A 26,374-nucleotide genomic window follows, 5' to 3' on the forward strand; every position below is an offset into this window, starting at 1 on the left:
CCGCGAAAGCGGCCTTTTTTGTTTTTGTCGTCTGGATGCTCAGGCGTAGGGTGGATAAGCGCCAGCGCCATCCACCAAAATATCCACCAACTTTTACGCCCGCCAGAACACCCGTGACAGCAAAATTATTACCGGATAAATCTCCAGACGCCCCAGCAGCATCGCGGAACACAGCAGATATTTCGCTCCGTCGCTTAGCGTACCAAACCCCTGCGCCGTCTCGCCAAAGCCCAGCCCCATGTTATTGATACAGGCCGCGACGGAAGCATAAGAGGTGAGCAGGTCGTAGCCCATCAGATTCAGCGCCCAGATGAAGAAAAAAGTGCAGGCGGCGTACAGGAAGAAGAAGCTGCCGACCGAGCGCACGACGCGGTCGTTGATCAGCGACCCACCCACTTTAATGCTGTACAGCGCTCTTGGATGGGCCAGCTGGTGCAGCTCGTGGCGGCTTTGCTTAAACAAAATCAGCACACGCAGCGCCTTGATCCCCCCGCAGGTCGATCCCACGCAGCCGCCAAAGAAGCTGGCGCTGAGCAGCAAAGTAATGGTGTGCGACGGCCAGCTGGCGTAATCCCCGGTCGACAGGCCGTTATCGGTCATCATCGAACTGGTGAGGAAGAACGCGTGAACAAACGAATCCGGCAGGTTGTACATTCCCGCTCGGTAGACCTCAAGCGTGGTGATCAGCGCGATAATCGCCACGATCAATAAAAAGAACTTCAGCTCGGCATTCTTACGAAACGGCTTCAGGCTCCATTTGCTCAGGGCGACGAAATAGAGGGTAAAATTCACCGCCGATAGCAGTGAAAATATGCCGGCCACCATCTCAATGGCGTTACTGTCGAAATAGCCGATGCTCTCGTTGCGGGTAGAAAAACCGCCCAGAGAAACCGTCGACAGCCCGTGGCAAAGCGCATCAAACCACTGCATCCCCGCCGCGCGGAAGCTCACGGTACACAGCAGGCCAAGCAGCATATAGGTAAACCAGAGGCTCTTTGAGGTATCGGCCAGCCGCGGCGTTAAACGCTCTTCTTTGAACGGCCCCGGCATCTCCGACTGATAAAGCTTCATGCCGCCAATGCCCAGCAGCGGCAGCACGGCCACCGCCAGAACGATAACGCCTAAGCCACCAATGAAATTGAGCTGCGCCCGGTAATAGAGCATCGAGCGGGGAATATCGCTGACGTCGTTAAGCACCGTCGCCCCGGTCGTGGTGATACCCGACACGCCTTCAAACAACGCGTCGGCAAAGGGCATATGGACATCGGCATTCAGCCAGAAAGGCAGCGCGCTTATCAGGGAAAACAGCAGCCAGAACAGAACGATGATAACGAACCCGTCGCGAGTTTTGAGCTGGATATTACTGCGTCGCGTCATCGCCCAGCTGGCACCGCCGAGAGAGGCGAAAACCACAAAGGTGGTTAAAAACGCAAACATGCTGCGCTCTTTGTTGACCAGCGCCACCACCATCGGCGGCAGCATAGAGAGGCTGTACAAAAACACCAAAAATCCACACAGGTGGATGATGACCGTAAGCCGTGGCAAAACCAGTGTTTTCCGCCGATCCAATGCAAACCCCTTGACACAACCGGTCATAACCCCCGGTTTTTCCGGGAAAATGATACTAACAGTAGAGTGAAGTGTAATTCACCTTAATGTTTATGGGGCGTAACTTTAACAAAACTGCGAAACGGCGTCTTTTATCATTCGGTACGATAAAGCTTTAAAACTGTTAATAATAAATACAATCGGCCGGAGGCTTAGTCGCCTCCGGTCCAAAGAGGTTTAAACAGAGCCGGTTAGTGCGGCCCCCCTTACATACTGCGCCACACGGCCATACAAACCGCTGGCAGCGTCATTTCCCGCTCATTAAACACCGCCTCCCCTTCCAGCTGCGACCAGGTTTTATCCTCCAGCAGCGGGCTCCACGGCAAGGTGAGCTTCGTCGCTTCGCCCCGGTTAATCGCCACCAGCACACGTTCGTTCTGGTAAACTCGGACGAACACCGCGATATCGCCTTCAGCGTATACGACCTTGCATCCCCCCTGGCGCAGCGCCCTGCTCTGACGACGCAATTTGCCTAATCGCTGATACAGGGCCAGCAACGCCAGATCCTGATCGCGTTTGTGCCACGGGAACGGCTTGCGGCAGAACGGATCGTTATGACCGTCCAGCCCCACCTCGTCCCCGTAATAAACACAAGGCACGCCCGGCCAGCAGTACAGCCAGACCACGGCCAGCGGTAAACGCGCAACGTCTTTGCCGAGAACCGACTTGAAGCGCGCGGTATCGTGGCTGTCGAGCTGGTTAAACATGCGCAGCTGCTGCTGGTGCGAGAGGCTGGCGCGATATTCGTTCATCCACGTCATGCAGGTTTGCGCATCAATATGCTGCGGATCGCAGGAGATATCGGTGTTGGCGAGAAACCCCCATACCGGGAACGTAAAGCCCCGGTAGTTCATCGCGGCATCTTCAGCATCCACCTGCAGCCACTGGCGCGCGTCACCGAAATGCTCACCAAGGATATAGGCGTCCGCTCTGGTTTCCTTCGCGGCTTTGGTAATACCGGTGACGTGCAGCAGATTGTTTTTCGCGCCGCCCTCTTCGCCCAACATATGCACCACGTCGAGCCGCCAGCCATCCATGCCCCAGGGTTCACGCAGCCAGTGACGCACCACGCTGTCCTCACCCTGGTAGATTTCGTCCACCAGCGACTCCGAACGGTAGTCGAGCTTCGGCAGGCTTGAATAGCCCAGCCAGTCCAGCGCCCGCCCCTCCTCGGAGAAGCTATAGAAATCCCGCCACGGCGAGTGCGGATTGTTGCATGCCCCGGCCTCGTCAGCCTGATGACGGTCGAACCACGGATGCGTGTCGCCGCTGTGGTTGAACACGCCGTCCAGCACCAGGCGCATCCCCTGTTGTTGCGTGTTTTTGCGCAGCCGGAGCAGCGCATGGTCGCCCCCGAACTGCGCGTCCACGTGGCGATAATCCTGCGTATCATATTTATGCACGCTAGGTGCGGTGAACACCGGGTTGAGATACAGCGCCGTGACGCCGAGCTTTTTGAGGTACGGCAGCTTTTCGCTGATACCGTCCAGATCGCCGCCGTAAAACGTCGATCCGCCCGCCTCGCCCGTCAGCGGCTCATCCCAGTCGCGCAGGATGATTTCTCGTTTTGCGGCGTGATGATAGTAAATCTGATCCTGCCCATCTTTACGCGGCTGGCTGCGGGCAAAACGATCCGGGAAAATCTGATAAAAAACCTGATCCTGCACCCACTGCGGCCCCTCATCCGGCGCGTCAAAAGCAAACTGCTCAAGGCGAGCCGGAGGTATCTGAGCGAATCCCTGCGGCGTGAACCAGCGCTGGCGATCGAGCCACAGGAGCTTAAAGCTGTAGCGGCGACGCGGCTGGCCGCTGGTCAGATCGATAGCCCCGCTCCAGGCCACCACGCCGTCGTAAGGCGCTTTTTTCTGGCGCGTCATGGTGACCGAGGTTTCTTCATTATCTTTTTCACAGCGCAACACCACGCGCGATGGCTGCTCGTCTCCGGCAAGCCAGAGGGTGACATACAGCTTGTCGTTGCGTGTCTGAACGAATGGGGCAACCGGAAGGTGCCAGGCATTCAACATAATCACTTCCCCGAGTCGTAAATTTGACGCCACCTTGCCACAGCCGCAGGCCGGGGCACTCCTCATTCTCAGTTAATTTGGGGGAGGAAAGTGGGGGCGGAGAAAGTTAACCATAGCGCAAAAAAAAAGCCGCAGGTTACCCCTGTGGCTTTCTCTGTCTCTAAGGACTGCAATCAGAACTGATAACGCACGTCTATTAAACCTTCCAGCGAATGATAGCCTTTCTGATACTGACCTTTGCCATTCAGGCTGGCACTCAGCGACGGGGTAATGTCCACCTTAACGCCGGCACCGTACTCCATAATATCCCGGCCGAGCGTATCGCTCTCTACCGTAAACATCGTGCCGTCGTTGCTGTAAACGTTGCTGTCATTGTTGTTCATCAGCTCATGTCGCCAGGTCAGATTCAGGTTCGGTGTTACCGCCGTACCTGCAATATCAAACGGGCGAGAGGCTTTGACGCCGACGTTGGGCTGCAGGCTGTCATAGCGGTTCGATGCGCCATGCACCTTCATATTGCCTATCATTGATGCAAACTGCTGGCTGTTTGCCGACATCGACTCATCAAAGCTGGCGTAATAAACATTCAGACTATCAATACCAACCTGCGGAACAATCTGCATTCCAGCCACGGACAGCGGCCAGCTGGCACTCACCCCGGCCGACAGGGCGTTGGCCTTAACCCTGCTTTTTCCTTCGCCCAAAGCCAGACCATTGCTGCTTACCTGGCGGGTGATGTCGCTCGGAGAATGGGTGTACCCCAGCGACCCCGTCAGCACCGTATCGCTCAGCTTTTGCGAGGCAAAAAGTGAAACCGCGTAACGGTCCGCGGAGGCTGAAGATCCGACCGCGTTAAGATCGAAGTCGGCGTAATCCGCCGCCGCACCAAACCGGCTGTTACCTCTTTCCAGATATCCGCCTACCGAAATGCCTTTGATTTTCGCGCTCAGACTATTGCTGCCGCTGCCGTTGCTGTAATACGGCGTCACCCACATGGTGTCATGGTTGCCGCAATCCGCCCAGTTACTGCACGTCTTAGGCTCTGCATCCGCTGTCGCTGACCAGTCAACCTGGTCCCGGCTCCGGCGATGCGGCTCCTGAAGGCCAATGGCCAGAAGCTGCGGATCGTAAGCAGGAAGATTGCCAGGACGCACAACTATTTCCGGCGCAGGAGGAAGGGGATCGTCTGGATTAGTCGGGGTAACGGGGTCAACATAGCCGCCGGTGGTAGTCAGCAGCACACTGTTGGCATCATAAGTGATGCTCTGGGCAAGCTCGTCAGCGCCGTTTTTCGTCACGCTGGCAAACTCACCGCTTACGCCCTGCTGCGCGGTAAGAATATTGTAAGAGCGGGAGCGATAGGTGCCGGGGGCAAAGATTGTCTGCAGACCACCAGCTAATTGCGCACTCCCCGCAATTTCAAGGCCTGAAGCACCTGCCAGCGGATCAACATCAATCAATAACTGCGCGTCAGGTGACTGCTGGTAGTTGCCGGCAATGCGCAGGCTGCTGCCGGCCCCTGCCGGACGCACCGCTCCGCTGTTAAAGAGACTGCCGCCAAGCGAGCCGTAACCACGTAAAGTCGCGCCAGCGTTGACGGCAACGTCCCCGGCCAGGCCCGCATCCTGATGCAGGCTGTCACCGATTTCCAGCGTGCCTTCATCCACCAAAACGGTCTGGTTAAAGGTATTGTTGCGGTTAAAGGTCAGCCGACCGCTTCCCAGCTTCGTAACATGGCCTGCGCTACCGCTGAGCACAGCGTTGTAGTCCGCGTCCAGGTCATTATTGAACGCAAGATCGCCGCCGTTCAGGCGAATGTCTCCGCCTGCCGCTACCGCACGGTTGCTAAGCGTAAGCGAACCGGCGTTAATGTCCATGCCGCCCTGCAGATCGTTTTCCCCGCTCAGCAGCAGAGACCCCAGACCATTTTTGATAAGTCTTCCCATGCCGCGCAGGCTGGCGTTAATTTTCACCAAAAAGCCTTCGTCGGCATTCGCCTGCACGGTTGAATTGGCCCCCTGAAGATCAACGCTGCCATCAAGGTACGCGCCCTCCAGGATCCCTTGTTCGCTGCTCGCCAGCGCTCCTGCGGAACTGAGCACGATTGATGAGTTGTCATCCAGCACGAACTGCCCACGAGCAATAGCATTACGGCCAACCGCAAACTGGCCTGCCCGAAGCTGGACCAGGCTGTCGCCAAGGTCAAACGTGGCTTGTTCAAATTCAGTAGGATCAACATAGCCTGCGGCATGGAGAGTGGAAGCCCCCTGCACGGCAACCTTGCCGTTGTTAATCTCCATGCCGCCGCGGGTATCGATATTCCCTTTCAGCGTCCAGGACGAGTTTTGCAGCTCGGGCGCATAGACGAGGTGCAGCAAGCCCTTATCCAGAGAGCCACCATCGAAAAAGTTGCCCAGATACGTCTTCGGCCCGCTGCCAGTAAAGGTAAACGTCGATTGTTTGCCAGCCTTACTGGCCGCGATGGTGGCGCCGTTATCCATGTGGATGATATCTGCCCAGCTGAGCGACTGGCCGTAAAGATCGAGGATACCGCCCTGGTTACCAAATCCAACCTGCGTTCCGTCGAGCTGGTGATCTGCTCCCAGGCGCACAACGGCGCGGCCGCTGCCTATATGTATTGTCTCGGCGGCATGTCCGCCCTCACGTTGAAGGATGGTCAATCCATCGCCAACGTTCAGCCCGGCATGGTTATCCCCCTGTCCGGCAACAACCAGAGTTCCCGCCCCCAGTTTGCGCCACGTGTCACCGAGACTACCGGTGATAGTGCTAAGCAGCGTCGCGCCCTCGTTAATAATGTAACCCGCGCTGTTCAAACGACGGCTGGCGTCACCGCCGTCGGTCAGGGTGTAATCGGCATTAAAGGTCAGCGAACCAGCCCCCATATTCAGATTCGCGCCATCAAGCTCTATTACACCGCCCGCACCGCCGAAAATGAGGTTTTTATTGGTTTCAAAATCCGCTCTTGCCAGCTCGCTTTCTGCAATATCGGTGCGGATACCGTGGTAACGAATTGTCTCGCCGTTTAATGTGAAATCACCTTCGCCGCTTACGGCGTCCTGGCTGCCTACATGGATAACATCGGTGGAGTGCCCGGTATCAATGGCTGCATCGTTGAAACTTTCTAAAATCTCCTGCGTCCACCCTGGAGCCGTAATATAATAGCTTCGTTTACCATAGCCACTCCCTGTACCAGTCGAGTCGACTGCCAGAAACTTCCAGCTTTGAGAGACAGTGTCCCAGCCCCACATGCCGCTACCGCTATCGCCTTGCACGGTTCCTACGTCAAGGGGTGTTACCGGATTTCTTTTTAAATCAATAGATATCCTCTTACCAACGCCAATATCTGTATAGCCTATAAGAGAGCTTAAACCGCCCGCCAGCGTCCACAGGCTTTGATAATTAGTACTTGACGAGCCGTCAGGATTTGCAGTCGACATATACCCACCACCAACACGGGCGACTAATAAGCCTGGAACGGCCTGACTTATATCAGTAAACAACTCTGCAGGAGCAGCGTCTGTTATAAGTGTTCTATCACGAGTAAGTTTATAATCAATATTCGCACTGACATCATAGGCGCGTTTGGTCACCTCATTCATTAAGGTGTAGCTGCTGGCATTTTCTGCACCACTAAATAAGGTTGCATCTAGCTGCTGATAACGCTTGCCAAACGAAATATTATCGTTATAAGAAACATGCTTTGCTGTTACCGTCGCTCCAGGGTCAATCAATGTCGAAAAGCCACCGTCTACGCTGGCACTAAAATCTGGGACATTAGCAATGACGCCGCTGAGAGTACCGTCTGCACGATATACGGGAACGTTGGTAGCACCTGCTTTGTAGGCGCCGCGATTTTCACCAAAATCACGATAAGTTTGCACGGCGATATCATCACGTACCAGCGCCGCCTGCGTGTTTTCTGATAAAATAAGTAGCACTAAAGTAGCTATTAAGCTCTTCCTGAATTGCATATTGTTCTTCCCTAAACCAGAGACATAAAGGCTCTATGCGCAAGGACTCCGTGCCACTTGCATCTAATGAATCCGCTGGGAATGTAGCATACAAATATTTGAAAGCGGCCTCTTACTTTTAAAATCAGATTAGCGCCAGGCTTTATTGATAAATAATATTAATCAATAACGAATTAATGCTTTAGCTGATTATTAAAATAAGGGTGTACAGGAAGGGAAATTAATATGAGAAAAAATTATTAAAGAATATAAAAGGTTTACCTGAAAACAAAACGCTACCAGATAAACCTCATCCATATTTAATTACTTTCAGCAATCGCCGCGCTACGCCGCTGCTTAAAGATCCAGCCGATCAGCAGCAGCACAATCCAGCCGCAGCCTACGTATAGCGAAATGCGGGTATCCGGATGCCAGCCTATCAGCGCGATGATAAACACCAGGAACACCAGCCCGACAACCGTGGTCGCCACGCCGCCTGGCACCGGGAACTTCAGCTCTTTGGCTTCTTCTTTCGACAGCCTGCGGCGGAAGGCAATCTGCGAGAGCAGGATCATAATCCACACCCACACGGTGGCGAAGGTCGCAAGCGAAGCAATCACCAGGAAAACGTTCTCCGGCATGATGTAGTTGAGGTAGACCGCCAGCAACATGGCCAGGCTCATCACCAGCACGGTGACGTAAGGAATGCCGTTGCGGGAGGTTTTAGCGAACACTTTCGGTGCGCTGCCCTGCTCTGCCATGCCGTGCAGCATGCGGCCCACGCCGAACACGTCGCTGTTAATCGCCGAAAGGGAAGCGGTGATCACCACAAAGTTCAGAATGCCTGCCGCGATGGTAATGCCCATATGCTGGAAAGTGAGCACGAACGGGCTGCCGGAGGTGCCGACCTGGTTCCACGGGTAGATAGACATGATGACAAACAGCGTGCCCACATAGAACACCAGAATACGCAGCGGGACGGAGTTGATAGCGCGCGGAATCGACTTCTGCGGATCTTTCGCTTCGCCCGCCGTAATACCGATGATTTCGATGCCGCCGTAGGCGAACATCACCATCTGCAGCGACATAATCATGCCTATCCAGCCATTGCTGAAGAAGCCGCCGTTGGTCCACAGGTTATGGATCCCCGTCGCCTGGCCGCCGTTACCTATTCCCCACACGATAATGCCGATACCGGCCGCAATCATGATGATAATGGTGGCGACTTTGAAGAACGAGAACCAGAACTCCAGCTCGCCGAACACCTTTACGCTCATCAGGTTGATGGAGCAGATGATCAGCACCACGCTGAGCACCCACACCCAGTGCGGCACGGCGGGGAACCAGACGCCCATGTAAATGCCGAACGCGGTGACGTCCGCGATGGCGACAATCAGGATCTCAAAGCAGTAGGTCCAGCCGGTGATGTAGCCTGCCAGCGGCCCGAGGTTGTCCTGGGCGTAACGGGAAAAGGAGCTTGCAGCGGGATTATGAACGGACATTTCGCCCAGCGCGCGCATGATGATATACGCCGCCACGCCGCCGATAATATAGGCCAGCAGGACGCTCGGCCCCGCCATTTTAATCGCGTCGGCCGAGCCGTAAAACAGCCCCGTACCAATCGCCGACCCCAACGCCATAAAGCGTATGTGTCGGGTACTCAAGCCGCGCTTGAGCTTGTTCTTGTTTTCCATCGTCACAACCACTCTCAACAAATAAAAAACCACGGAGCGCAGCCCCGTGGTTAAACAACAAACAATTTTCTTAGTGGGCGCTGGAGGTCACTTGCCGTCCTGCTGCCCGATCCCACACCACGGCGATGACCACCATCGCCACGGTCGGTAATACCCACGCCAGGCCCTGCTCTGACAGCGGCAGACGTGCAGTCCACGCCGGCAGCATATCACTGATGGCCGAAGCCTTGATGCCGTCAATAATACCAAACATTGTGCTGATGAGCATCGCCGGTGCGATAACGCGCGTCGAATTATGCCACCACGGACGGGTGAAGCTCAGCACAACAAGTGCGATACACGGTGGATAAATAGCGGTCAGCACTGGAATAGACACCTGAATCAGGTGGCTCAGGCCAAGGTTAGAAACCACCATAGAGAACAGGCCGAGAATAAACACCAGCGCACGGTAAGAGAGCGGCAGATACTGGCTGAAGAACTCTGCGCAGGCGCAGGTCAGGCCAACTGCGGTAACCATACAGGCCAGGAAAATCAGCGCTGCCAGGAAGAAGCTGCCCGCGCCACCGAAGGTATGAGCCACGTAGGCGTGCAAAATCGCCGCGCCGTTGGCGTTCTGGTCGGCAACCAGCGTCGCGCTGTCGGACCCCAGGCGGAACAGCGCCAGATAAATCAGCGTCAGACCGACCCCGGCAATCAAACCAGCCCAGATGGTGTAGCGCGTCAGCAGGCGGGATTCGGTCACGCCGCGGGAACGCGCGGCGTTAACAATCACGATGCCGAACACCAGCGAGGCCAGGGTATCCATCGTCAAGTAGCCGTTGACGAAGCCGTTAGAAAACGCGGCGTTCTGGTAAGCTTCGGTCGCGGTACTGATACCACCAGCAGGCCAAAGAAGCGCTCCCGCAGCCAGCACCAGCAGCGCAACGATTTTCACCGGAGCCAGCACGTGCCCGACGGTATCCAGCAGCTTGCCTGGGTACAGAGAGATGCCGATAACCATCGCGAAATAGATAACGCTGTAGATAAACAGCGGCAGCTCACCGGCCCCGGTCAGCGGCGCGATACCCACCTCGAAAGAGACGGTCGCGGTACGCGGCGTGGCAAACAGCGGGCCAACGGCCAGATAGCAGATGGTTGCCAGCAGAACGCCAGCACGGCGGCCAATCGGTGAGCTTAAACTATCGATACCACCACCCACACGGGCGATAGCAACAATGGTCAGCACCGGCAGGCCCACGGCGGTCACCAGGAAGCCAAACGACGCCATCCAGACGTGTTCACCGGCCTGTAAGCCAACCATAGGAGGGAAGATAATGTTGCCCGCGCCAACGAACAGCGCAAAGGTCATAAAGCCCAGTGCGATGATGTCGCGAGATTTTAATTGATGGGTCATAAGATAGTTGCAGCCTGTGGATGTGTGGTGTTGAAAGTATTCAAATTTTTTGCCGTCCATGATGGCAAAAAAGCGGTGTTAATCGGTATCAACAGCGGAAAATACTGATCCCTTACGGTGGCGAAGAATAGTTAGTCGAATTACCACGCAATTGCAGTCGTAATGCTAACACCGGGGCGTAATTAAATCGCTTATAGCGTATGAAGACAAGAAGGGATCGGAAAAGTAGTTTGATATTCTTATATTAAGAATAAAAGCAGTGAATAAATTCATTTAACAGAAAGGATGGTGGCGCATCATGCGGTCAAATAATCGCCAGACGAGCAAAAGCAGTTAACGAAAGGCGTAAAAATAGCCTGTAAGCGGCAGATGGAAAGGGAAGTTGACGAATTTGGTTAATAATTGTGCGCCATCGGTGGATGGCGCTATCGCTTATCCACCCTACAACCCCCTGCGTACGCAAGCGCCATCCGACATTTCTAAATGTCTACTCTGGCACAATCAGCCGTTCAGGCAGCACAAACGAAAAGCTCGTGCCGCGCCCTGGTTGACTTTCGATATCCAGGCGCGTGTCGTGGTGGCTGAGCGCATGCTTCACTATCGCAAGCCCTAACCCGCTGCCGCCCGTTTGCCTTGAGCGGGCTTTATCCACCCGGTAGAAACGCTCGGTAAGACGTGGGATATGCTCCGCCGAAATCCCCGGTCCGTTGTCCATTACGCTGAACTTCGCGCCGAGCGGAGTTTTCTCCCAGCTGACGGTGATATGCGTACCTTCCGGGGTATGGTTCACCGCGTTATACACCAGATTAGAAATCGCGCTGCGCAGCTGCTCCTCGTTGCCGAAGACCCGCAGCGCCGGATCGATATTAAACTGCAAAATCTGTCTCTGCTGGCTCAGCGTCTGGGCTTCCCGCTCCACCACCCGCAGCATCAGCGGCACGTCTATCTTCTCGTTGAGCACCATCGCCGGGGCGGCTTCGATGCGCGACAGCGTCAGCAGCTGCCTGACCAGCCCTTCCATGCGCGACGTCTGCTCACGCATGGTGCTCAGCGCCTTATCTTTCAGCGGTCCTTCCAGCCCCTCGTCCTGCATCATTTCAAGATAGCCCTGCAAAACGGTGAGCGGCGTGCGTAATTCATGGCTGACGTTGGCAAAGAAGTTGCGGCGGGCACCTTCGAGCTGGTGCATTTGCGTGACGTCCCGCGCCACCATCAGCCACTGCTCATCGCTGTAGGGCATAACGCGAAACTCAAGATGACGTCCGTTGTTCAGAACCAGCGTCAGCGGGCGGGAGAACTCTTTATTACCGAGATAACGGGTAAACTCCGGGTAGCGCAGCAGGTTAAGGATGTTCTGACCGTTATCGTCCGGCCAGCGCAGCCCCAGCAGCTGCTGTGCCAGGCCGTTACACCAGAAAATCGTCCCCTCTTCCGTGGTCAGCACCACCGCATCAGGCAGCGATTCCGCTCCGCTGCGAAAGCGCTTGATCAGGTTTCCCAGCTCTTTGCGGCGCTTTTTGTTACGCAGCTGCATCTGGTGCAGCCCGTACAGCAAAGGCTCCCAGCTGCCGCGGCCCGGCGGGGGCGTCATGCTGCGGTCAACCCACAGCCACCACGACAGGCGGAGTAAATTCCAGAAATGCCACGCCAGCAGCGCGGTGACCGCCGCCAGCAAAAACCAGTGGAGATGGCCGAAAATCAGCCCGAGAATCGCCGCCGGTATGCAGCAGAGCAGCAGCTCCAGCACCAGCCTTTTCCATGACAACCGTTCCAGCACGCGTCACACTCCTGAAGGAAACTAAAAACGGGTCGAAAAACGATAGCCCGTGCCGCGTACCGTTTGTACCATGCGGTCGTGTCCGGTCAATTCCAGCGCTTTACGCAGGCGGCGGATATGCACATCAACCGTGCGATCTTCAACGTAAACATTGGTGCCCCAGACGTGGTTCAGCAGCTGTTCGCGGCTGTAGACGCGTTCCGGGTGAGTCATAAAAAAGTGCAGTAATTTGAATTCGGTAGGCCCCATATCCAGCGGATTTTCACCGGTCATTACGCGGTGTGAAGACGGGTCGAGGCTCAGCCCCTGCATCTCAATCACCTCTTCGACCGCCATCGGCGAGATGCGGCGCATCACCGCTTTAATCCGGGCAACCAGCTCTTTCGGAGAGAACGGCTTGGTGATGTAATCATCTGCGCCCACCTCCAGCCCGCGCACGCGATCTTCTTCTTCACCGCGCGCGGTCAGCATCATCACTGGGATTTCGCGTGTTAAAGCCTCGCGCTTAAGGTGTTTGATAAACTGAATGCCAGAGCCGCCAGGCAGCATCCAGTCTAATAAAATGAGATCGGGGAACGGCTCGATAAGCAGGTTCACCGCGCTGTCATAATCTTCTGCTTCAACTGGCTGAAAACCGTTTTGTTCGAGCACGAAGCTCACCATCTCACGGATTGGAGCTTCATCTTCTACGACTAAAATACGCTTCGCCATGATTTGCCCTGTTTAAACAATGCCATTTAGATTCCTGACAAAGAAGGAAAAAGCGTGGTTTTTCCTGCTTTGTTGCTATCAGCCGAAAATCAATAAATTGATTTTCCTTGTTATTTTTTGAGTAAGACATTGTCGACTCTCACTCGTTTCAGCTTTGTCATCGGTCTGCTCACTAATTTGTGCGCCAGTATGCGTCAGATTTATGACAGATTTATGAAAAAAATGACGGCCGCGTGACTCATTGCGTTGAATTATGACACCCGCAAGTGCCCTTCGGGTCGACTGCCTTTATAATCCCCCCACGCTTTTTTTGCCACGGGACGGGTTATGCGCATTATCCACACATCGGACTGGCACCTCGGTCAGAATTTTTATACCAAAAGCCGCGGGCCGGAACATCAGGCTTTTCTTGACTGGCTGCTGAGCACGGCGGTTGAGCAGAGCGTGGATGCGATAATCGTTGCCGGGGATATTTTTGATACCGGCTCGCCGCCGAGCTACGCCCGCGAACTCTACAACCGTTTTGTCGTTCAGCTCCAGGCCACCGGCTGCCAGCTAGTGGTGCTCGCCGGTAATCATGACTCCGTTGCTACCCTCAACGAATCCCGCGAGCTGCTGGCCTGTCTGAACACCAGCGTGATTGCCAGCGCCCGCCACGATGCCAGCCAGCAAACGCTGCTCCTGAAAAAGAAAGACGGCACGCCTGGCGCTATCCTCTGTCCTATCCCATTTTTACGCCCGCGTGATATCCAGAGTAGCCAGGCGGGCCTCAGCGGACACGAAAAACAGCGCTCATTAATGGAAGCAATCACGGAGCATTACCAGCAATGCCATGCCGCAGCCGTCATCGCTCGCGGCGAACAGCAGCTGCCAATTATCGCCACCGGACACCTGACCACCGTCGGCGTCACCAAAACCGACGCGGTGCGCGACATCTATATTGGTACGCTGGATGCCTTCCCGGCGCAGAATTTCCCGCCCGCCGACTATATTGCCCTTGGCCATATACATCGCGCGCAGCTGATTGGCGGCACGGAGCACATCCGCTACAGCGGCTCGCCCATCCCGCTGAGTTTTGATGAAACCGGCAAAGCGAAAAGCGTTTATCTGGTGGAGTTTGCGGACGGTGCTCTGCATGATGTCACCGCCCTGCCTGTTCCGGTCAGCCAACCGCTGGCGGTTATTAAAGGCTCGCTGGGTGAGATTGAAAAGCAGCTTGAGCAGTGGCGGGATGCACCGGCCGAGCCGAAGGTCTGGCTGGATATCGAAATCGCCACCGATGAATACCTGCACGACTCCCAGCGCCATATCCAGCAGCTAACCGACAGCCTGCCGGTAGAAGTCGTGTTACTGCGCCGCAGCCGGGAACAGCGCGAACGCGTGATTGCTAATCAGCATAAAGAAACCTTGAGCGAGCTGACCGTGGAAGAAGTTTTTGAGCGCCGACTGGCCCAGGAAGAGACGACCGAAGAGCGTGGACAGCGCCTGCGAACGCTTTTTGCCCAGACCGTTTCCAGCCTGCACGATGCGGAGGAAAAAGCATGAAAATCCTCAGCCTGCGTTTAAAAAACCTCAACTCGCTGAAAGGCGAGTGGAAAATCGATTTCACCCAGGAGCCATTCGCCAGCAACGGGCTGTTTGCGATAACCGGCCCGACCGGCGCTGGAAAAACCACGCTGCTGGATGCGATCTGCCTCGCGCTTTACCACAAAACTCCGCGCCTTAGCACGGTTTCCCAGTCGCAGAACGACCTGATGACCCGCGACACCGCCGAATGTCTGGCAGAAGTTGAGTTCGAAGTGAAAGGCGTGGGCTACCGCGCTTTCTGGAGTCAGAACCGGGCGCGTAACTCGGCGGACGGCAATCTTCAGGTTCCGCGCGTGGAGCTGGCGGAAATCGAAACGGGCAAAATCGTTGCCGATAAAATCAAAGATAAGCTCGATGCGATAGCCAGGCTCACCGGGCTGGATTACGACCGTTTTACCCGCTCGATGATGCTTTCGCAGGGGCAGTTTGCGGCGTTCTTAAATGCCGACGCTAACGACCGCGCCTCGCTGCTCGAAGAGCTGACCGGCACGGAGATTTACGGCACGGTCTCTGCCGCCGTGTTTGAAAACCATAAGCAAATCAAAAGCCGCCTGGAAAATCTCCACGTCCAGGCCGCGGGCGTGGCGCTGCTCAGCGAAGAACAGCAGCAGCAGCTCTCAGAGAGTTTGCAGGCGCTCACTCTTGCCGAAAAAAACCTGCTGGATGAACAGCGCCAGCTCACGCAAAGCCAGCAGTGGCTGAGCCAGCTTGCGCAGCTGACCGGCGACCAGCTGCGAACAAAGCAGGCGCTGGAGACGGCGGATAAAGCCCTGCTGGAGGCAGCGCCGCGCCTTGAAAAACTGACGCGCTCGCTGCCCGCTGAAAAGCTGCGCCCGCACTGGCAGCGCCTGCAGGAGCGCCAGCAGGCGCAGCAGGCCGTCGCCGCACAGGCCGCGAATGTGAATGCTCGCTTACAGCACAGCACCACTCGCCGCCAGCAAACCCGGCTGCTCGCCGCTCAAAAGGCGCAAACGTTACAGGCGGAAAGCCAGCAGGTGCAGGAGTGGCTGGCCGCGCACGACCGCTATCGCCTCTGGGGTTCGGAGATTGCGGGCTGGCGAATGGCCTTTGCCCAGCAGGCTAAAGATGAGAAGCAGATCGCGCAGCTGCAGCAGGCCATGCAGGCTGTTCAACAAAAACTCGCCGCCTTCCCGGCGTCCGGCCTGACCCTCAGTCAGGAAGAAGTGAGCACTCATTTACAACAGCTCACCGGCCAGCGCCCGGGCCGCCAGCAGCTGGCCGCGCTTCAGCCCCAGTTTGCCGCACTGGATAAACGGCAGCAGGAACAGCAGCGGGAGCTGGTCGAGCTGGATAAGCAGGTTGCCGAAAAAGACTCGGCGCTGACTAAAAAGCGCCAACAGTACAAAGATAAACGCCAGCACGAAAGCGATCTGGAAAAACTGGTCGAGCGGGAAAGAATTATCCAGAGCCTGGAAGCAGAGCGCTCGCGTTTGCAGCCGGACTCGCCGTGTCCATTATGCGGTTCCACCCTGCACCCTGCCGTGACCGACTATCAGGCCATTCAGCCGGGAGAAAACCAGCAGCGCCTGGCGGTGTTAAAGCTCGAGGTCGAAAAACTCAGGGAGCAGGGTTTTGCCCTGAAGGGCCAGCTGGACAGCCAGCGGCAGCAGCGTGAAAAGCTGGTTGCCGCTGGGATCTCGCTCACAGAAGAGTTATCCACCGTTGCCGCCCGCTGGCAGCAGCGCTGCGCCGAGCTGCAAATCGCCCTTACGCCGCAGTACGACATCAGCGGCTGGCTGGAAGAACAAGAGCAGCGCGAACAGCAGCTTCGCCAGCTGCATGAACGCCTGGCGCTGGAAGAGCAGCTGCAAAAAGACAGGCAGCACTATGACTCTGCGGCGGCAGAACTAACCAACCAGCGAGTTGCCTTACAAACCGCTCTGGAGCAGGCCGGGCTTACCCATCCGGCCATCGGAGAAGAGCAGGCGTGGCTGGCAGCACGTCAGCAGGAATCACTGCTTTGGCAGCAGCACAATGAGAAGCTTCCGCAGCTTCGCCTGCAGCTTACGACGCTGGAAAATCTGCTGGCGACCCTCATCGACGATGGATCGACGCCGCCAGCCCTGGCAGAGAGCGAGCAAGACGGGGCGCTGAATGACTGGCAGGCGCTGCACAATGAGTGCAGTACCCTGGACGGCCAGCTCAGGCTATTGCAGGAGCAAAGCAAGCAGGGTGAGGCCGAATGGCTCAACGCCAGAGAACAATTTCATGCCGTGCTGGCCGCCAGCCCGTTCAGCGACGAAGCCGATTTCCAGAACGCCCTGCTGGACGACACGGTGCGCAGCGAGCTGGAACAACTCAAGCAGCAGCTTGAACGTCAGCAGCAGCAGCAGAGCGTGCTGTGCCAGCAGGCGGAAACCGCGCTGGCCCAGCATCAGCAAGCCCGCCCGCAACAGCTGGCAGCGGATGCCGAACTGCCGCTGCTCCAGCAGCAGCTTACGGAGCTGACTCAACGTCTGCGTGATAACACGACTCAGCAGGGGCAGATCCAGCAGCAGCTGCGTCATGATGCGGAAAACCGTATTCGCCAGCAGGCGCTGATGGCCGAGATAAAGGCGTGTGAAGAGCAGGCCGAGGACTGGGGCTATCTCAACGCGCTGATAGGTTCTAAAGAAGGCGATAAATTCCGCAAATTTGCCCAGGGACTGACGCTGGATAACCTGGTGTGGCTGGCGAATACCCAGCTCAACCGCCTGCACGGGCGCTATCTTTTACAGCGCAAAGACAGCGAGGCGCTGGAGCTACAGGTTGTCGATACCTGGCAGGCGGACGCGGTGCGCGACACCCGCACCCTCTCCGGCGGCGAAAGTTTCCTGGTGAGCCTGGCCCTTGCGCTGGCGCTCTCAGATCTGGTCAGCCACAAAACCCGCATTGACTCGCTGTTCCTCGACGAAGGCTTCGGCACGCTGGATGCAGAAACGTTAGATACGGCGCTGGACGCGCTGGATACGTTGAACGCCAGCGGCAAAACGATAGGCGTTATTAGCCACGTGGAGGCGATGAAAGAGCGCATCCCGGTGCAGATTCGGGTGAAGAAGATCAACGGATTAGGGGTGAGCCGGTTAGCGAAGGCGTTTTCCGTAGGATGATCTGAGAGTGTCGGATGACGCTGCGCTTATCCGACCTACTAACGCCTCGCATAGGGGCAGGAAACCGTAGGGTGGATAAGCGGCAGCGTCATCCACCGCTCATCGCTTGTTATTTCTCTGCGGGCCACAGCCAGGCCGCGCCGCGCACGCCGCTGGAATCACCGTGAACCGCTTTGCGGATCGGCGTTTCGAACTCGCCGCCAAATACCCACGGCTTCACCAGCTGCGGCACCGTTTTATACAAACGCTCCACGTTGCTCATTCCGCCGCCCAGCACGATAACGTCCGGGTCGAGGATATTCACAATGTGCGCGAGCGATTTTGCCAGGCGCATTTCATAGCGGCTGATAGCCAGCTCCGCCACCGGATCCTGCTGTTCGGCAAGGTGCATAATCTCGTTGCCCTTAAGCTTTTTACCGCTCAGGCGCTGGTAGTCGGTCGCAAAGCCGGTGCCGGAAATAAAGGTTTCGATGCAGCCCTGTTTGCCGCAGTAGCACGGCACCTCTTCGCGGTGGCGCAACTCATCTTCATCCATCCACGGCAGCGGGTTATGCCCCCACTCGCCCGCCGTGCCGTTGCCGCCAATCAGGCTGCGCCCGTTGATGGCAATACCTGCCCCGCAGCCGGTGCCGATAATCACCGCAAACACAATGCCGGCCCCTGCCGCCGCACCGTCTGTCGCTTCGGAAACGGCCAGACAGTTCGCGTCGTTTGCCAGACGAACTTCCCGTTTAAGAGCCTCCGACAGGTTTTTATCAAACGGCTGGCCGTTAAGCCAGGTGGAGTTGGCGTTTTTCACGACTCGGGTATAAGGCGAGATCGAGCCGGGAATGCCCAACCCTACCGTGCCGCGCTGCCCCGTAGCCTCTTCTGCCAGCCGCACCAGTTCGGCAATGGTCGCGATGGTCTGCTGATAATCATCTTTTGGCGTCGGCAAACGGTGGCGAAAAAGCTGCTCGCCCTCGTCACCCAGCGCAATCACTTCCGTTTTAGTGCCGCCTAAATCGATACCTATACGCACAGAAAATTCCTCATTTGATGAGCTTTATCAACAGAGTAGAAGTCGGGGGCCGTAAAGGCAATGAAACCGAACGCCTGATTCGCTATCATGCCCGCTGCGTTTCACTGACCTGACCGGGAAAAAATCATGCTGTGGTTCAAAAATTTAATGGTTTACCGTTTAAGCCGCGACATCACGCTTAGCGCGGATGAGATGGAAAAACAGTTGGCCGCCTTCACGTTCAGCCCTTGCGGTAGCCAGGATATGGCAAAAACCGGCTGGGTGCCGCCGATGGGCTCGCACAGTGATGCATTAACCCACGCCAATAACGGGCAGATTGTGATTTGCGCCCGCAAAGAAGAAAAAATTCTGCCATCGCCGGTGATTAAGCAGGCGCTGGAAGCGAAAATCAGCAAGCTGGAAGCGGATCAGGGTCGCAAGCTCAAGAAAACCGAGAAAGATTCGCTGAAGGATGAAGTGTTGCACTCCCTGCTGCCGCGCGCCTTCAGCCGTTTCAGCCAGACAATGATGTGGATCGACACCGTTAACGGGCTGATCATGGTGGACTGCGCCAGCGCCAAGAAAGCGGAAGATACGCTGGCCCTGCTGCGTAAGAGCCTGGGTTCGCTGCCGGTTGTGCCACTGGCGCTGGAAACCCCTATCGAACTGACGCTGACCGAATGGGTTCGTTCGGGCGATCTGCCTGCCGGTTTCGCGCTGATGGACGAAGCCGAGCTGAAAGCGATCCTTGAAGGTGGCGGCGTGATCCGCTGTAAGCAGCAGGATCTGGTGTGCGACGAAATCGCCACCCACATCGAAGCCGGGAAAGTGGTCACCAAACTGGCGCTGGACTGGCAGGAGCGTATTCAGCTGATGGTCGCAGACGATGGTTCTATCAAGCGTCTTAAGTTCGCCGATACGCTGCGTGATCAGAATGAAGATATCGACCGCGAAGATTTTGGCGCACGCTTTGACGCCGATTTTATTCTGATGACCGGCGAACTGGCCGCGCTGATTAAAAATCTGGTGGAAGCGCTGGGCGGAGAAGCTCAGAAGTAAAGCGAAGGTGGCGGGTAGCGCAATGCTGACCCGCCAAAGCTAATTACTTATCAGCCAGATAACGGCAAAGATAAGAAGTGGGTTCAGCGACCTGCAGATGAAATTCGCTGTGGCCCGGCACGTTAAACACCTCGCCCGCCGCATAGGTTTTCCACTCAATTTCCCCTGGCAGTAACACATGCAGCGCACCGCTGACGACGGTCATCTCTTCGGGTTCAGCTGTGCCGAAGGTGTATTCCCCTTCCGCCATGACGCCAACGCTCGCGCGACCCGTGCTGCTGCTGGTAAAACCAATGGATTTCACTTTGCCGGAGAAGTACTCATTACTTTGTAGCATAGACAGGCCCTTTTAAAATTGTGCAAAAAACCAATATAGAGGGCAACCCTGGAGCCTGTCACGCAAATTGTTTTCCGCCGTCAGGCGAGCAGTTCCGAAGTCAGGCGAGCTAACAGCACGTTTGATAATATGACCGGAATATCAAGCGCTTTTTGCAGCAGATCGCGATGCTTCTGGTGATAGCCAAGGCAGTCGAGCACCACCACATCGACACCGCCAGCAATCAGCTTATGTCCAGCGAAGATCAAATCATCGTCCGTACCGTGCACCGGATTCGCCAGCTCAAACAGCGGGGGCTTCTCCAGCAGCTGCCATTTTTTATGTTGGTCGCTCAGCAGCTCGGGAATGGGCAGAATAATACCGAGCTGGTGACCATCCACGATGGAGGCGATCAGCGGTGGAATAATGCGTTCAGGCTCAAGCAGCATACTGTTATGGACGGTAAGCCCGGTGAATCGCTGCGAGCTCATCAGCAGGATGACATCGTAATCCTGTTTATCAAGGATCGTGAGAATACCTTGCAGCGCCTGTTCAATCTTCTGCCTGCTGATGTTGATAATGGTCCGATCGGCCAACAGCGCGTGGAGTTCTTGCTCACCCGGCACCGCGCCGTATTCGGCCAGCACCTCTTCACGAGTCATGTTCCCAAGCAGGGTGACATGTTTGATTTGGTCGGCTGAAATATGTTCGGTCAATAGCGGCAGAATTTCACTGACGGGAACTACACCGATAGTAAGAATGGCCAATGCTGGTTTCATGCTTCGTTCCGCCTGTATTTATACCAGCCCCTTTGCTGCGCTGATACCCATCCCCTTTTTGATGCTGGCCGCAGGGTCGCTTAACAATGAATCACAAAGCGTAGCAGCATAACGCGCGAGCATCGCCGGAATCCTTAACGAAACACCATTGTTATTTCATATAACATTATCGTAATGATTATTTAACTTAGAGAAGGGATAAAAAGTGTGATTAACCAGACGGGAGAGAAGTTTTGGGATATTTCTTGCGGGTATTTCGGCTTCCTTGCCCGGGTTGACTACATCTTTTGCGGATCTTCGTAGCGCCGTTTAGCATCCAGGGCCTCTTGCTCGCTTTCGTGCTCGCTAATTAGCGTATCGGGATGAGGATGGTCGGCTCGCAGTTGATACCAGGTCACCGTTTCGGTCTGTGACCCTTTCTCAACTTCAACAATTCGTGCTTCACGCGGATAGGGAGGTTGGCTCGCCATTGCTCTTCCTTTGGTCATGGATGAGCCTTGAGTATAGACGATCAGCTGGCTCGGGCCATTCGCAGCGCAGCCAGAACCGCGTCGACCACAGCTTCAGGGCTATGGGATGCGTCAATGACGTGGTGCGCTGTCTCTCGGTAAAGCGCTTCGCGCGCGGCCAGCACCTCAACGATCTCATCGGTGACAGGCTTACCCGTTAGCGTAGGGCGCTGGCCCTCTTCCGGGAAAGCTTCCAGACGATCGGCCAGGATCTGCGCCGGAGCGCGGAGATAGATAACGATACCCTGCTCGCGCATAAACTGGCGGTTAACCTCGGCCAGCACCATGCCACCACCGGTTGCCACGACGGTATCCTGCGCGGTAACAGTTTGCAGCGCCTGGCTTTCACGAGCGCGGAATCCTTCCCACCCTTCCAGAGCGACGATATCCGCTACGCTCATCTGCGTGCTGGTGAGTAAATAATTATCGGTATCGACAAAGTTGCGGCCCAACGCCTGCGCTAACGCCGTGCCGACGGTGGTTTTACCGCAGCCACGTGCGCCGACCAGAAAAATGGGTTGAGTCATCAAGGAAAATCCTCAGCAGTTTGCCAGTATCAGGAAAGTAGGGTTGCGACGGATATATTCAGCATACCAGCAAACTAGTACATGCGTTAAGTGTAAAACAATCGTTACAATAAAACAATTATGTAACATTGATGCGCAAAGGCTCTACGACCAGCGGCGTAAATTCCGTAAAGGAAAGCTACCAGCCAATATCTGCGCCACCTTACTTGAAAGCACGGGTGAAAAACAACCCCATAGACGCTGTTGTCTGACTTCGTTTAGGGCCGTTACGTTACCTGCTGTTTTGGGTGCGGGTCGTCGCGAGGATCCATTTTTCCAGTTCGTTGGCGAACAGCTGACGGTCACGCTGGTTCAGGCTGTCTGGCCCACCGGTCTGCACGCCGCTTGCGCGCAGGGTATCCATAAAATCACGCATGGTCAGCCGTTCGCGAATGGTGGCTGGGGTATAACGCTCGCCACGCGGATTCAGCGCCACGGCACCTTTTTCAATCACGTCTGCGGCCAGCGGAATATCTGCGGTAATGACCAAATCGCCGCTTTCACAGCGGCGCACAATTTCGTTATCCGCTACGTCAAACCCTGAAGGCACCTGCAGGCTGCGAATAAAACGGGAGGGAGGCGTTTTCATGCCCTGATTGGCAACCAGCGTCACCATAATCTGCGTACGCTCAGCGGCACGAAACAGCACTTCCTTAATCACTTTTGGACACGCGTCGGCGTCTACCCAAATTTGCATCATGAATCCTTCTCTTCTGCGGGAATGATGGCGATCTTGCCGTTCTTTTCCAGAATGGCAAACTTTATCTGCTCCATCCGTTCCAGGCCCTGGGTTATCCTCGCCGACGAAAGCACGTCATCGTTAGAGATCCCCGCCTTGCGCATCCGCTTGCTCAATGGCCTGCCGTTCTCGACGAGGATCAGCGGCGATCCGTCGATAAACAGCTCGACTTTGGGAAACCACTCTTTGATTTTGCCGAACAGAATGTCCATCGCGATAAGCGTAATAATGGTGATGGCCGCACCGGTGAAAGAGAAATCATTGCCCAGCAGCGCCTGCTGGGTCGCCTCGCTGATAATCAGCAGCAGAATAAAATCGAACGACGTCATCTCAAGCAGCGTACGCCGTCCGGCAATTTTCAGCACGATCATCAGCAGAATGTACATGCCGACCGCGCGCAATACGTTATCCATGCCCTGCTCCTTATGGCAGTACCCACTGATTAATCGTCACCGGTTCGGCCCCATTCAGCCTGAAGGTCGAAGTGTAATGTCCGGCAGACTGCGGCTGGGCCGTCAGCCAGAGCGCCTGTTCTTTCCCCTCACTGGCAGGCCAGGTCAGCACCATTTCATGTTGAGTTGTATGGGTGGTAAGCGGCTGCGGCTGGAGCGTCTGAATCTCGAAGTTGTCCATAAAATCCTGCCCTAGCGTCAGGACGGTGGGTTGCCCGGTGGCCGATTTCACGCGAACGGTAAAATTTTCATCGCTTTGTGAGCGCATCACACGCTGATAATCCACCAGCAAAGTGCCTGCCGGATTACTGCCGGTCGTCTGGCTCAGCCAGCCATCTGAAAAGACACCCAGTAGCGAAAGCACCACTAACAGCAGCAGGCAGCGACCGCCCCATTTCTCGATTTGCCACTCTTTTAGCTGCCAGCGCATATCCTCTTCTACCGGATGGGTGCGGCTGGCGTATTCATCGGGTACGCGTTTTCCCATAGCTACCTCTCAGTGTTTGCTTAAGCGTAGCCGAATCGCCTGAAAGCGCGTTAAGCTATAGGCATCAGACATCCCCTTAAAACCCTGAACCCAGGAGCAACGCTTTGGATAAGAAAATTGGATTTATTGGCTGCGGCAACATGGGTAAAGCAATTCTCGGCGGGCTGATCGCCAGCGGGCAGGTTCAGCCGGGCAGCATCTGGGTTTACACCCCTTCACCGGACAAAGTTGAAGCGCTGCGCCAGGAGTTTGGTATTAACGCCGCGCAAAGCGCCCAGGAAGTCGCGCAGATCGCCGATATCGTTTTTGGCGCCGTGAAGCCAAATATGATGCTGAAAGTCCTGGGGGAAGTGAATTCCAGCCTGAACAAAGAGACGGTGGTTATCTCCATCGCGGCTGGTATCACGCTGGACTCCCTCGCCATCGCACTGGGCCATGACCGCAAAATCATTCGCGCCATGCCGAACACCCCCGCGCTGGTGAACGCGGGCATGACCTCCGTTACGCCAAACGCGCTGGTCAGCCCGGAAGATATTGCCGACGCGGTGAATATTTTCCGCAGCTTCGGCCGGGCGGAAGTCGTCAGCGAAGCAATGATCCACCCGGTTGTCGGCGTCAGCGGATCTTCCCCGGCCTATGTATTTATGTTCATCGAAGCGATGGCCGATGCCGCCGTGCTGGGCGGGATGCCGCGCAAGCAGGCTTATCAGTTTGCCGCACAGGCAGTGATGGGGGCTGCGAAGATGGTGCTGGAAACGGGCACGCACCCAGGCGAGCTGAAAGATATGGTTTGCTCACCGGGAGGCACTACCATTGAAGCGGTGAAGGTTCTGGAAGAGAAAGGCTTCCGGTCGGCCGTGATGGAGGCAATGGCGAAATGTATGGCTAAGTCTGAACAGCTCGGTAAGTCATAAGCTTCTGATTTTCGGTGGATGGCGCTGACGCTTATCCACCCTACTACTACCCGATAAATTCTCACGCTCACGCGGCGGCTTCGATGCGGCCACGCCCGGCATTTTTCGCTTTATAAAGCGCAATGTCCGCCGCCTTCAGCCAGCCACGATAGTTGGACATTCGCTTATCAAATTCCGCTACGCCGACGCTAATTCGTAGCACAACCTGTGGCGCGCAGGGCAGCCGAAAGCCATCCAGATGCTCACAAACCCTCACCATTGACTGAATGGCGCTCTCTTTGGGCGTGCCGGACATAATCACGCCAAACTCATCTCCGCCGAAACGCCCAATCACATCCGTCATCCGCAAGGTGAGCTGCAAATGCTCGGTGATGGCAACGATAGCCTCATCGCCCACATCGTGGCCGAAAGTGTCGTTGATGCCTTTAAAATGGTCGATATCGATGAGCAGGAGCGTGGCCTGCCGCTGGTAGCGCTGGCAGTTATCATATTCGTTATGCAGCAGGTGTTCCCAGTGGCGGCGATTGAAAACGCCGGTCATCCCGTCGCGGGTGCTCAGGTGCATCAGATGGCGCTTGTGCTCCGCAAGCTTAATGGCTGTCCGGTAGCTGACCAGCCCGTAGTAAACAGGATAAATAATCAGCATGGGCAGACAAATCCAGACCTGGGAAGGCATGGTTTCGAGATTCAATGGCATCGCCGTCAGCCCCAGCGTGAGCAGGCACGACAGCACGATAGTCAGCAGGCCGCCCAGGAATAGCTTCACGCCGCCGCAGCCGATGTTATTCATACAAGTCATGGTAACAATCAGCGCGGAAGGCAGCGCGTTCATCCCCATCACCGCAATCCACATTCCCCCCATGCCGGCGTCCAGCATCAGATTACGCCTTTCAGCCCAGGCGGGATCGGCCGCCCTGTCCGCAACCTGCCAGGCAAAGTGGGGCCAGATAAAACCGTTCGCCACCAGCAATAGCCACCACCAGCCGGAAACGGGCTGTAGCACCAGCACGGAAGCCACACAGAAAAAGCCGGTGGCAAGCCCAATCACTCTGGGTATATATACACGTCGGGCGAATCGCCGCGCAGAGCGGTGGCGATCGTCATCAAGCCAGGTCGGGCAGTCCATAAATCCCCCGGAAAACCATCTGCTGAAGCCTTGTTCATCATTCATGATATTTAGGAATATTCTGAAACATTTGGCGTAATTATAGAGGGGGTATTCGGGGGGAAAGTATGATTTTTCGGGTGAGGCAGTGGCCCGACTCACCCGTTGGAACTAAGCTGCCTATTTTTTCAGGCAGTGACTCATGAAGGTTTTTCTCGCATCGCCGCTCAGGGATTGCTTGCCCGCATCGGCGTTACAGGACTTCATTTTTTGCTGCTGTGGCGTCAGGCTTTTCTGTGCCGGAGCTGTGCCAGCATTTTTCAGACAGCCGCTCATATAGCTCTTACGCTCGTCCCCTTTCAGGGTTTGCGCCGTCGCCTGTTGATTACAGCTTGTCATGCGCTGCTGCTGGGGCGTCATGGCTTTATCTGCCGCCGACGCCGACCCCACCACACCCGCCAGTAACACCATCACTAATGCAAATTTCATATGACATTCCTTTTTGTTTTATCGCGCCTTAATTCTGGCTCGCGCCGCCGGAAAAGGCGAATAACTCACCAGAATTTAAGAAAA

The 26,374-nt window shown here is 55.9% G+C and carries 21 protein-coding genes; 4 read left to right on the forward strand and 17 right to left on the reverse strand.

Features of this window, described 5'->3' with window-relative positions; genetic code table 11:
* Positions 1-93: 93 nt before the first annotated feature.
* The 7 genes from HYQ67_RS05580 to phoB form a co-directional block, all read right to left on the reverse strand.
* Positions 94-1,596, reverse strand: coding sequence for a TrkH family potassium uptake protein (locus HYQ67_RS05580; protein WP_202302180.1), 1,503 nt, complete (start codon positions 1,594-1,596; stop codon positions 94-96).
* A 218-nt stretch (positions 1,597-1,814) separates the two neighbouring features.
* The gene (gene malZ / locus HYQ67_RS05585; RefSeq protein ID WP_202302182.1) at positions 1,815-3,632 is read right to left on the reverse strand and encodes a maltodextrin glucosidase; all 1,818 of its coding nucleotides are present in this window, start codon (positions 3,630-3,632) and stop codon (positions 1,815-1,817) included.
* Positions 3,633-3,805: 173 nt separating this feature from the next.
* Positions 3,806-7,591, reverse strand: coding sequence for a S6 family peptidase (locus HYQ67_RS05590; protein ID WP_202302184.1), 3,786 nt, complete (start codon positions 7,589-7,591; stop codon positions 3,806-3,808).
* Positions 7,592-7,923: 332 nt separating this feature from the next.
* Positions 7,924-9,297: a proline-specific permease ProY gene (gene proY / locus HYQ67_RS05595; RefSeq protein ID WP_202302186.1), complete on the reverse strand. Its 1,374-nt coding sequence runs from the start codon at positions 9,295-9,297 to the stop codon at positions 7,924-7,926.
* A gap of 70 nt (positions 9,298-9,367) precedes the next feature.
* Complete coding sequence (gene brnQ / locus HYQ67_RS05600; protein WP_202302188.1) at positions 9,368-10,690, reverse strand: branched-chain amino acid transporter carrier protein BrnQ; 1,323 nt, start codon at positions 10,688-10,690, stop codon at positions 9,368-9,370.
* 487 nt (positions 10,691-11,177) lie between these two features.
* Positions 11,178-12,467, reverse strand: coding sequence for a phosphate regulon sensor histidine kinase PhoR (gene phoR, locus HYQ67_RS05605; protein WP_202302190.1), 1,290 nt, complete (start codon positions 12,465-12,467; stop codon positions 11,178-11,180).
* Positions 12,468-12,488: 21 nt separating this feature from the next.
* Positions 12,489-13,178: a phosphate response regulator transcription factor PhoB gene (gene phoB / locus HYQ67_RS05610; protein WP_202302192.1), complete on the reverse strand. Its 690-nt coding sequence runs from the start codon at positions 13,176-13,178 to the stop codon at positions 12,489-12,491.
* Between the two features lie 327 nt (positions 13,179-13,505).
* On the opposite strand from phoB, the gene sbcD reads away from it, so the two are divergent.
* Both sbcD and sbcC read left to right on the forward strand, forming a co-directional pair.
* Positions 13,506-14,723, forward strand: a complete 1,218-nt coding sequence (sbcD, locus tag HYQ67_RS05615) for an exonuclease subunit SbcD (protein ID WP_202302194.1) — start codon at positions 13,506-13,508, stop codon at positions 14,721-14,723.
* A complete protein-coding gene (gene sbcC, locus HYQ67_RS05620; RefSeq protein WP_202302196.1) occupies positions 14,720-17,875 on the forward strand; it encodes an exonuclease subunit SbcC in 3,156 nt (1,051 codons plus the stop codon). The genes sbcD and sbcC overlap by 4 nt, the downstream gene beginning before the upstream one ends.
* A 109-nt stretch (positions 17,876-17,984) precedes the next feature.
* Here the strand turns inward: sbcC and mak are convergent, their stop codons facing one another.
* Entirely contained in the window at positions 17,985-18,896 is a 912-nt protein-coding gene (gene mak, locus HYQ67_RS05625; RefSeq protein WP_202302198.1) for a fructokinase, read from the reverse strand.
* A gap of 126 nt (positions 18,897-19,022) precedes the next feature.
* On the opposite strand from mak, the gene rdgC reads away from it, so the two are divergent.
* The gene (gene rdgC / locus HYQ67_RS05630) at positions 19,023-19,934 is read left to right on the forward strand and encodes a recombination-associated protein RdgC (protein ID WP_202302200.1); all 912 of its coding nucleotides are present in this window, start codon (positions 19,023-19,025) and stop codon (positions 19,932-19,934) included.
* A gap of 43 nt (positions 19,935-19,977) precedes the next feature.
* Here the strand turns inward: rdgC and ppnP are convergent, their stop codons facing one another.
* The 7 genes from ppnP to HYQ67_RS05665 all read right to left on the reverse strand — a co-directional run bounded on the left by ppnP (position 19,978) and on the right by HYQ67_RS05665 (position 23,782).
* Positions 19,978-20,271, reverse strand: coding sequence for a pyrimidine/purine nucleoside phosphorylase (gene ppnP / locus HYQ67_RS05635; RefSeq protein ID WP_202302202.1), 294 nt, complete (start codon positions 20,269-20,271; stop codon positions 19,978-19,980).
* An 80-nt stretch (positions 20,272-20,351) separates the two neighbouring features.
* Complete coding sequence (locus HYQ67_RS05640) at positions 20,352-21,029, reverse strand: AroM family protein (RefSeq protein ID WP_202302204.1); 678 nt, start codon at positions 21,027-21,029, stop codon at positions 20,352-20,354.
* A gap of 278 nt (positions 21,030-21,307) precedes the next feature.
* Positions 21,308-21,499 (reverse strand): YaiA family protein, encoded by a 192-nt coding sequence (locus HYQ67_RS05645; protein WP_202302206.1) that lies wholly within the window; start codon positions 21,497-21,499, stop codon positions 21,308-21,310.
* Between the two features lie 41 nt (positions 21,500-21,540).
* A complete protein-coding gene (gene aroL, locus HYQ67_RS05650) occupies positions 21,541-22,065 on the reverse strand; it encodes a shikimate kinase AroL (protein ID WP_202302208.1) in 525 nt (174 codons plus the stop codon).
* A gap of 271 nt (positions 22,066-22,336) precedes the next feature.
* Positions 22,337-22,801 (reverse strand): YaiI/YqxD family protein, encoded by a 465-nt coding sequence (locus HYQ67_RS05655; RefSeq protein WP_202302421.1) that lies wholly within the window; start codon positions 22,799-22,801, stop codon positions 22,337-22,339.
* Positions 22,801-23,256 (reverse strand): DUF421 domain-containing protein, encoded by a 456-nt coding sequence (locus tag HYQ67_RS05660; RefSeq protein ID WP_202302210.1) that lies wholly within the window; start codon positions 23,254-23,256, stop codon positions 22,801-22,803. Before HYQ67_RS05660 ends, HYQ67_RS05655 begins: the two co-directional genes overlap by 1 nt.
* 10 nt (positions 23,257-23,266) lie before the next feature.
* Positions 23,267-23,782, reverse strand: coding sequence for a hypothetical protein (locus tag HYQ67_RS05665; protein WP_202302212.1), 516 nt, complete (start codon positions 23,780-23,782; stop codon positions 23,267-23,269).
* Between the two features lie 104 nt (positions 23,783-23,886).
* On the opposite strand from HYQ67_RS05665, the gene proC reads away from it, so the two are divergent.
* On the forward strand, positions 23,887-24,696 hold the full coding sequence (gene proC, locus HYQ67_RS05670) for a pyrroline-5-carboxylate reductase (RefSeq protein ID WP_202302214.1): 810 nt from the start codon (positions 23,887-23,889) through the stop codon (positions 24,694-24,696).
* 67 nt (positions 24,697-24,763) lie between these two features.
* Here the strand turns inward: proC and adrA are convergent, their stop codons facing one another.
* Together adrA and HYQ67_RS05680 are read right to left on the reverse strand one after the other, a co-directional pair.
* Positions 24,764-25,882 (reverse strand): diguanylate cyclase AdrA, encoded by a 1,119-nt coding sequence (gene adrA / locus HYQ67_RS05675; RefSeq protein WP_431355429.1) that lies wholly within the window; start codon positions 25,880-25,882, stop codon positions 24,764-24,766.
* A gap of 99 nt (positions 25,883-25,981) precedes the next feature.
* Positions 25,982-26,290, reverse strand: a complete 309-nt coding sequence (locus HYQ67_RS05680; RefSeq protein WP_202302217.1) for a PsiF family protein — start codon at positions 26,288-26,290, stop codon at positions 25,982-25,984.
* Between the last annotated feature and the right edge of the window lie 84 nt (positions 26,291-26,374).

The organism is Dryocola clanedunensis subsp. sulfonylureivorans, assembly GCF_016756775.1.
Taxonomy (GTDB): Bacteria; Pseudomonadota; Gammaproteobacteria; order Enterobacterales; family Enterobacteriaceae; genus Dryocola; species Dryocola clanedunensis.